The organism is Pseudoxanthomonas sp. LjRoot204_2, from assembly GCF_056175765.1.
In genome coordinates this window covers 1-7,572 of record NZ_JBGFFG010000150.1, presented here as the reverse complement: position 1 = coordinate 7,572, position 7,572 = coordinate 1, and the positions used below count along the sequence as shown (strand labels likewise).

Below are 7,572 nucleotides of genomic sequence, written 5' to 3'. Positions count from 1 at the left end.
TGGTGCAGATGGTGGAGTACTGGCGCTCGCAGGCCGAACCCGCCACGCACGCCCTGCTGAGCGGGCATGGCAGCCTGCTCGCGGTCGGCGGCCTGCTGCTCGGCTACTACCTGGTCTACGCCTGGGGCGCCAAGTGGCGCGTCGCGCGCCTGGAGCGGCTGCGGGGATACGGCGCGCATTGACGGCGGAAAGCAGAAAGGCGGCGGGCCCGGAAGCCCGCCGCCCCATCGGCGCGTTGGAGCGATGGATCAGAAGCGCGCGCCGATACCCACGCCCACGACCCACGGGTCGATCGTCAGTTCTTCGCCGGTACCCTGGCCGGCCACGCGCACGCCGGCGTCACCCTTCATGTAGCGCACGTCGGTCCGCGCGAACCAGGTTTCGTTGATGTTGAAGTCCATGCCTGCCGTGGCGATGGCGCCCTTGGCGGTTTCCAGGCCCACGTGCGCACCGTCACCGCCGATGCTCTCGTTGCTGAAATTGGACTCGTAGTAGCCCAGGCCCAGGAACGGGCGCATGACCTGGTCGGGCGTACCGAAGTGGTACTGGCCRCTCAGCGCAATCGGCTGCTGGTCGACGGTGCCGATCTTGCCGGCACCATCCGCCTTGACGCGGTGGTTGAACTTGTCGGCGGCGCCCCACAGTTCAACGGCGATGTTGGGGGTGGCATACCAGCTTGCGCTGATCACGGGCGCCACGTCACCGTCGATCTTCAGGCCGGGCGCGGGATCGCGATCGGGCTTGAGGATGGCGGCGCCGCCGACCACGGCGAAGCGCTTGCTGGCGGCATCGGACGTCGTATCGGTCGTTGCATCCTGCGCCAGGGCAGGTACGGCAATGAGGGAAGCCAGGGCAATCGTGAGGGTACGAATGGATTTCATGCAGGAATCTCCTGTTCTGTTTTCTTATGTCCCTTCCGTGCGTTGCGATGCGTGATGCGTCGCCGCCGTCAGGGCGAGCGCACCGTAACCACCACTGCATGAATGCCTCCTGCTGCGCGACGTGAACCAATCGAGAACGGCGCTGAAAATGCACCCTTTCGCGCTTCCATTTCACGGTGCCTGCATTTCGCTGAGCGCGTGCGGCCCGTCATTCATGCCATGCGCCGTGCCAGCGATCGCTCCGTCGGGCGCCGCCGGGCATGGCGGGTCGCCCCGGCCTGCGCTACTGTTCGCGCAAACGGAGTGGCGCCATGGCGAGCAGCAAGGCGAAGACGGTCGAGGAATACCTCGCGGAACTGCCCGAGGATCGCCGCACGGTGATCGCCTCGGTCCGCGACCTGGTCAACCGGCACATCCCCGACGGCTACGTCGAGGCGATGAGCTGGGGCATGATCGCGTGGGAGGTGCCGCTGTCGCGCTATCCGACCACCTACAACAAGCAGCCGTTGCCGTATGTCGCGCTGGCCGCGCAGAAGCAGTACTACGCGCTCTACCTGACGGTGTGCTACGCGAACTCCGCGCAGGACGTGGTGCTGCGCAACGCCTACGCGGACGCCGGCATGAAGCTGGACGTGGGCAAGAGCTGCCTGCGCTTCAAGAAGCCGGCCGAGCTGCTGCCCGAAGTGATCGGCCGCGTGATCGCCTCCACGCCGGTGGACACGCTTATTGCACAATACGAAGCCAGCCGCGCACGGACGTGACCCGCATGCCCCCTGCCAAACGCAAGCGCCGTACCGGCGCCACGGCGCTGCCGTCGCCCGGCGACCACCTGACCATGGCGGATCTGGCGAAAGTGGCTGGCGTATCGGCGATCACCGTCTCGCGCGCGTTGCGCGACAGCCCGCTGGTGAATGCGGAAACGCGCGCCCGCGTGCGCGAGGTCGCCCAACAGTACGGTTATTCGTTCAATGTCAGCGCGCGCAACCTCAAGCTCCGCCGCAGCATGACGGTGGCGGTGGTGGTGGAAATGAAGCCCACCGTCGAGCGCCAGATGTCGGGGCCTTATCCGCTCGATCTGCTGGGCGGCATCACCCAGGAACTGACCTCCACCGGCTACAGCGTGCTGCTGACCTCGCTGCAGGGCGGTTCGCTGCCGAACGTGCAGGCCGCCGATGGCGTGATCCTGCTGGGCCAGGGCGCGCATGAGGACGCGATGCACGAAGTGCAGCGCTGGGGCCGGCCGATGGTGGTGTGGGGTGCGGTCAGCCGGCACGAATCGCAGGTCGTGGTCGGCAGCGACAATCGCCGCGGCGGTGCATTGGCGGCGGAGCGTTTCATCGCGCTCGGTCGCAGCCGCCCCGCGTTCCTCGGCGATCCGGCCCATGGCGAGTTCGCCGAACGCCTCGAAGGTTTCAGCGCCGCGCTGGCGCGCCATGGCATCACGCCGATCGCGCCGACCGTCACCAGTTTCACCGTCGGCGCGGGCGCGGATGCGGTACATGCGCTGCTGCAGGCGAACCCGCAGGTGGACGCGCTGTTCGCCGCCAGCGATCTGTTGGCCATCGGCGCGATCCGCGCGCTGATCGAACGTGGGCGGCGGGTACCCGAGGATGTCTCGGTGATCGGCTACGACGACTCCCCGCTGGGCGCGACCTACGTGCCGCCGCTGACCTCGGTGCACCAGAACTTCATCGATGCCGGCGTGCTGCTGGCCCGCAAGGTGCGCGCCCTGATCGAGGGCGACGAGGCGGTGTCCGAGACCCTGCCGACCCATCTGGTCATCCGCACGACCTGAGCGCATTGTGCTGCTGCATCGCAGCGGCCACCCGGTGGACATCCGGGCGCGTCGAGCCGCGTCTTGTTGTCAACAAGCCATTGAATGAAAAGGGATTTGTCTATGTCCCCGCCTCGGCGTTGGCAGGACTCCGGAGCTTGAGAGGGCTCTTTGACATCGATAACTTGACATCGATAACAACGACTTCTAGCGTGCCCCCGCCCGTGGTTCCGCCACGGCCGGTAACAGGTGAGCACGAGGATGTCGGTGGAACAGAAGCAGGCGCATACATCGGGTCAGGGCACGGCGGGCGAAAGCCGGTCCGATCCCTGGCGGCTTATCCAACGGGCGTTCGACGGCGAACGCGCGGCGCGCGATGAAACCCTGTTCGCCCTCGCCAACGGCACGCTGGGCGTGCGCGGCGCGCTGGAGGAAGACGACAGCCCCAGCGATGGCACGTTCCTGTCGAGCGTGTTCGAGCAGAACCCCATCCACTACCACGAGCGTTTCCCCGGCTTCACCCGCAGCACCGACACGCGGGTGCCGGTCGCCGAGGGCAAGCACCTCCGGCTGCAACTCGGCGACACGCCGCTGCGCCTGCAGGAAGCAGAGTGGCTCGACTTCGAGCGCACGCTGGATCTCGCCGCCGGGGCGCTCGAGCGCCGCCTGCGCCTGAAAACCGCGCAGGGGCATACGCTCGAGATCCGCGCGCGCCGCGTGGTGCCGCTGGCCGAGCGCGCATTGCTCGCCATCCGGTTCGAAGTGGCGTCCATCGACTATGCGGGCCCACTGACGCTGTGTTCATCGATCGAGACCGGACGGCAGGCCGTCGAACAGGGCGATGATCCCCGCATCGGCGTGCACGGCGGCAAAGAGCTGCACGTTGCGGACGAGCACGCCGATGACCAAGGCGCCCGGCTGACGCAGCGCACCCATCACAGCGGCGTCGCCCTGGTGTGCGCACAGCGGCACCGGCTGTCGCCGGGCCTGGTGTTCACCGCGGCGCAGGCGGGCGATGGCCGCGTGGAGCAACGCTTCGGCGCCACGCTGACGCCAGGCGCGTCCGTGGTGATCGAGAAGTACGTCGCTTACGACGACGGCAACGGCCAGGCCCAGGACAGCGTCGACGCCGTGCTGGCGCGCGCGTTGCGCGTCGGCTTCGACGGCATCGCGGCCGCGCAGGCCGACGGCCTGCATGCGTTCTGGCAGCGTGCCGGCCTGTCGGTGGAGGGCGATGCCGCGGCGGAGCTCGCGCTGCGCTTCAACCTGTTCCACCTGCTGCAGTCGGCGGGGCGCGACGGCATCAACGGCACGGCCGCCAAGGGCATCACGGGCGAAGGCTACGAAGGCCATTGCTTCTGGGATACCGAAGCCTTCGTGCTGCCGGTCATGGCGTTCACCGCACCGGACGTAGCGCGCGCGATGCTGATGTACCGCTTCCGCACGCTGGACGGCGCACGCGACACCGCGCGTGCCATGAACCATCCCCGCGGTGCGCTGTACCCCTGGCGCACCATCGCCGGCCGCGAATGTTCCGCGCACTATCCCAGCGGCTCGGCGGCGTACCACATCAATGCCGCCATCGCCTACGGGATCGGGCTTTATCTCGACGCCAGCGATGATCTCGACTTCCTCAGCGAGGCTGGCGCCGAGATTCTTTTCGAGACCGCGCGCATCTGGCCGCAGGCCGGCCATTTCAATCCGCGGCTCGACGGTGCGTTCTGCATCCACGAGGTCACGGGACCGGACGAGTACACCACGCTGGTCAACAACAACTGGTACACCAACCGCATGGCGCAGCGGCACCTGCAGCGCGCCGTCGACGCCTGGGCCCGCCTGTCCGCCGATCGCCCCGATGCACTGCGCACCCTCGCCAGCCGCATCGGGCTCGATGCCGATGAAGTCGCGCTCTGGCAGCGCGCCGCCGACGCGATGCACCTGCCGGTGGACGCGGCGCTCGGCATCCATCCGCAGGACGACGATTTCCTCGCCAAGCCGCGCTGGCCGTTCCCCAGGCGCGAAGGGCCGCATCGCCCGCTCCTGCTCGATTACCACCCGCTCACCCTGTACCGCCACCAGGTCTGCAAGCAGGCCGACGTGGTGATGGCGATGGTGCTGGCCGGCGATGGCGTCGACCTGGGCGCGAAGCGCCGCGACTTCGATTACTACGACGCCGTCACCACCCACGATTCCACGTTGTCGGCGCCGGTCTACGGCATCCTGGCCAGCGAGGTCGGCCAGAACGGCAAGGCCTGGGACTATTTCGACGCCAGCCTGCGTGTGGACCTGGACGACCTGCACGGCAACACCGACCACGGCGTGCACATGGCGGCGATGGCCGGCAGCTGGCTGGGGCTGGTGCAGGGCTTCGGCGGCTTGCGCATCGTGGCGGGCCGGCTGCAGTTCGCCCCCACCTTGCCGCAGGCCTGGAAGGGTTACGGGTTCAACCTCCGCTGGCGCGGCTGCGCGCTGCGCGTGGACGTGGACGCGCGCGGTGTTCGCTATCGGCTGGATGAGGGCGATGCGCTGGCGTTCGGCCACGCCGGCAGCGAAGTGATACTGAAGGCAGGGCGCGAAGTCGCGCTGCCGCTCGCAGTGCCATCGCCACCTAAGATGCCGCTGCCCCGCGCTTGCGACGCGCTGATCTTCGATCTCGACGGCGTGCTGACCGATACCGCGCACACGCATTACCGGGCATGGAAGCGGCTGGCCGACGAGATCGGCGTGCCGTTCGACCTGCAGGTCAACGAACGCCTGAAGGGCGTGGACCGGATGGCGTCGCTGGAGATCATCCTCGAGCGCGCCACGCGAAGCTATTCCAACGACGAGAAGCGCGCGTTGGCCGATACGAAGAACGGCTACTACGTGCAGGAGATCGCGCACGTCGGTCCGCAGGATCTGTTCGACGGCGTGAGCGAGGTACTGGATGCGGCGCGCGCGGCGGGCCTGAAGCTCGGCCTGGCGTCGGCCAGCCGCAATGCGCCGACGCTGCTGCAGAAGCTGGGTATCGCGGACCGCTTCGACTACATCGCCGATGCCGGGCGCATCGTCCGCGCCAAGCCCGACCCGGCCATCTTCCTCGACGTCGCCGCCGCGCTCGGCGTGCCGGCGCACCGCTGCATCGGCGTGGAAGACGCCGCGGCCGGCATCGAAGCCATCCATGCGGCGGGCATGGCCGCGATCGGCATCGGCGACGCGCGCGCGCTGCGCCATGCCGATGCCGTCATCCCGCACATCAACGCGTTTGACCTGAGGACGTTCGTATCGCCTTGACCGCACGTGGCCACAGAAGCCGCGGTGGGCAGCCAGCCAACAACACGACAACAATGCAAGTGGAGGGAGGGACCATGCAACACACCAAGCACCCGATGCGCTACGCCCTGTCGGCCGCCATCGCGCTGGCGCTATCGCCGGCGCTGGCGAGCGCGCAGGAAGCCGCACCCGCGGCGCCCGCCGACCAGGAGGCCAAGACGCTGGACGCCGTGGTCGTCAGCGGCACGGCCAAGTTCAAGGGCCTGCGCAAGCGCGACGCCAGCTTCTCGATCAGCACCGCCACGCCCGAGCAGATCCAGGAAACCGCGCCCACCAGCACCGCCGACCTGCTGAAGATCGTGCCAGGCGTCTGGGCTGAGGCCAGCGGCGGCGGTACCGGCGCCAACGTCTTCGTGCGCGGCATGCCGTCCGAGGGCGATGCACCGTTCTTCACCCTGCAACTGGACGGCTCGCCGATCTTCCCGCCGCCGACGCTGTCGTTCCTCGAGAACACCACGCTGTTCCGCATCGACGACACCATCGCGCGCGTCGAAGGCCTGCGTGGCGGCCCCAGCCCCATCTATTCGAACGGCCAGCCCGGCGTCACCGTCAATTTCATCCAGAAGAAGGGCGAAGACACGCCCGAAGGCCTGGTGCGCCTGACCGTGGGTACCGACGACCTGCGTCGCGTCGATTTCTACAGCGGCGGCCCGCTGGGCACCGACACCGGCTGGTACTACAGCGTGGGCGGCTTCTACCGCGAGACCGATGGCGTGCGCCAGACCGGCTTTCCGGTGGAGAAGGGCGGCCAGCTCAGCGCCACGCTGACCAAGCGCTGGGCCGAGGGCGAGTTCAATTTCTACGCGCGCCACACCGACGACAAGAACACGTTCTATACCGCGGTACCGTTGGTTTCGCGCAACAACGGCGAGGACATCTCCGGTTTCCCGGGGCTGGATCCCACCACCGGCACGCTGGTCGGCGACGACTTCCGCCGCGTCAGGCTGCCCACGGGCGTCGGCAACCAGACGATGACGCGCGACCTGGCCGATGGCCGCGGCGTGGACATCGACGTGTTCGGCGGCTCGCTGGACTGGTACGTCGGCAACTGGACGATCAGCGACAAGTTCAACTACCTGAAAGGCGATGCGCCGACCTACGCACTGTTCACCGGCGCCAATCCGCAGACTCTGTCGTCGTACATCACCGACACCTATGGCGCAGGGGTGACTGGCACCGGCACGTTCGTCAATGGCGGCGGCGCGGTCGATCCGAACCAGCAGGTGCTGACGGCCGGCTTCTGGGTGGTGGACAAGGAGATCAGTTCGTTCACCAACGACCTGCGCTTCAGTGTCGACCTGACCGACAGCAACGCCCTGACCTTCGGCATGTACTACGCCGACTATTCGTCCAAGGACCGCTGGTGGCTGGGCAACAACATGCTGCTCACCGCGCAGGACAATGCGCGCCGCGTGAACCTGGCGCTGTCCAACGGGCAGGTCGCCACGCGCGACGGTTTCGTGGGCACCGCGTTCTACAACATCCGTGGCGACTACGACGGCCAGAACACGGCCTTCTTCATCGCCGACGAATGGACCGTCAACGACCGCATCCGCCTGGACGCTGGCGTGCGCTATGAGCGGCAGGAGGTCAACGGCATGGTGT

General features: G+C 67.9%; 5 protein-coding genes and 1 pseudogene. 5 read left to right on the top strand and 1 reads right to left on the bottom strand.

Annotated features, from left to right (window positions below; translation table 11 throughout):
* Positions 1–182, top strand: a pseudogene (locus AC04L7_RS08850) (hypothetical protein); the annotation flags it as partial.
* A 66-nt stretch (positions 183–248) separates the two neighbouring features.
* Here AC04L7_RS08850 and AC04L7_RS08845 read toward each other — a convergent pair.
* Positions 249–881 carry an OmpW/AlkL family protein gene (locus AC04L7_RS08845; RefSeq protein ID WP_296278977.1) on the bottom strand — a complete coding sequence of 211 codons (633 nt, stop codon included), beginning with the start codon at positions 879–881 and terminating at the stop codon, positions 249–251.
* A gap of 311 nt (positions 882–1,192) precedes the next feature.
* On the opposite strand from AC04L7_RS08845, the gene AC04L7_RS08840 reads away from it, so the two are divergent.
* From AC04L7_RS08840 to AC04L7_RS08825, 4 genes are all read left to right on the top strand, one after another.
* A complete protein-coding gene (locus tag AC04L7_RS08840; protein ID WP_436000554.1) occupies positions 1,193–1,642 on the top strand; it encodes a DUF1801 domain-containing protein in 450 nt (149 codons plus the stop codon).
* A gap of 5 nt (positions 1,643–1,647) precedes the next feature.
* On the top strand, positions 1,648–2,676 hold the full coding sequence (locus AC04L7_RS08835; protein ID WP_436000552.1) for a LacI family DNA-binding transcriptional regulator: 1,029 nt from the start codon (positions 1,648–1,650) through the stop codon (positions 2,674–2,676).
* 240 nt (positions 2,677–2,916) lie between these two features.
* On the top strand, positions 2,917–5,928 hold the full coding sequence (gene pgmB / locus AC04L7_RS08830) for a beta-phosphoglucomutase (RefSeq protein ID WP_436000550.1): 3,012 nt from the start codon (positions 2,917–2,919) through the stop codon (positions 5,926–5,928).
* Between the two features lie 74 nt (positions 5,929–6,002).
* Positions 6,003–7,572: TonB-dependent receptor plug domain-containing protein (locus AC04L7_RS08825; RefSeq protein ID WP_475512851.1), on the top strand; the 1,570-nt coding region annotated here is incomplete at its 3' end.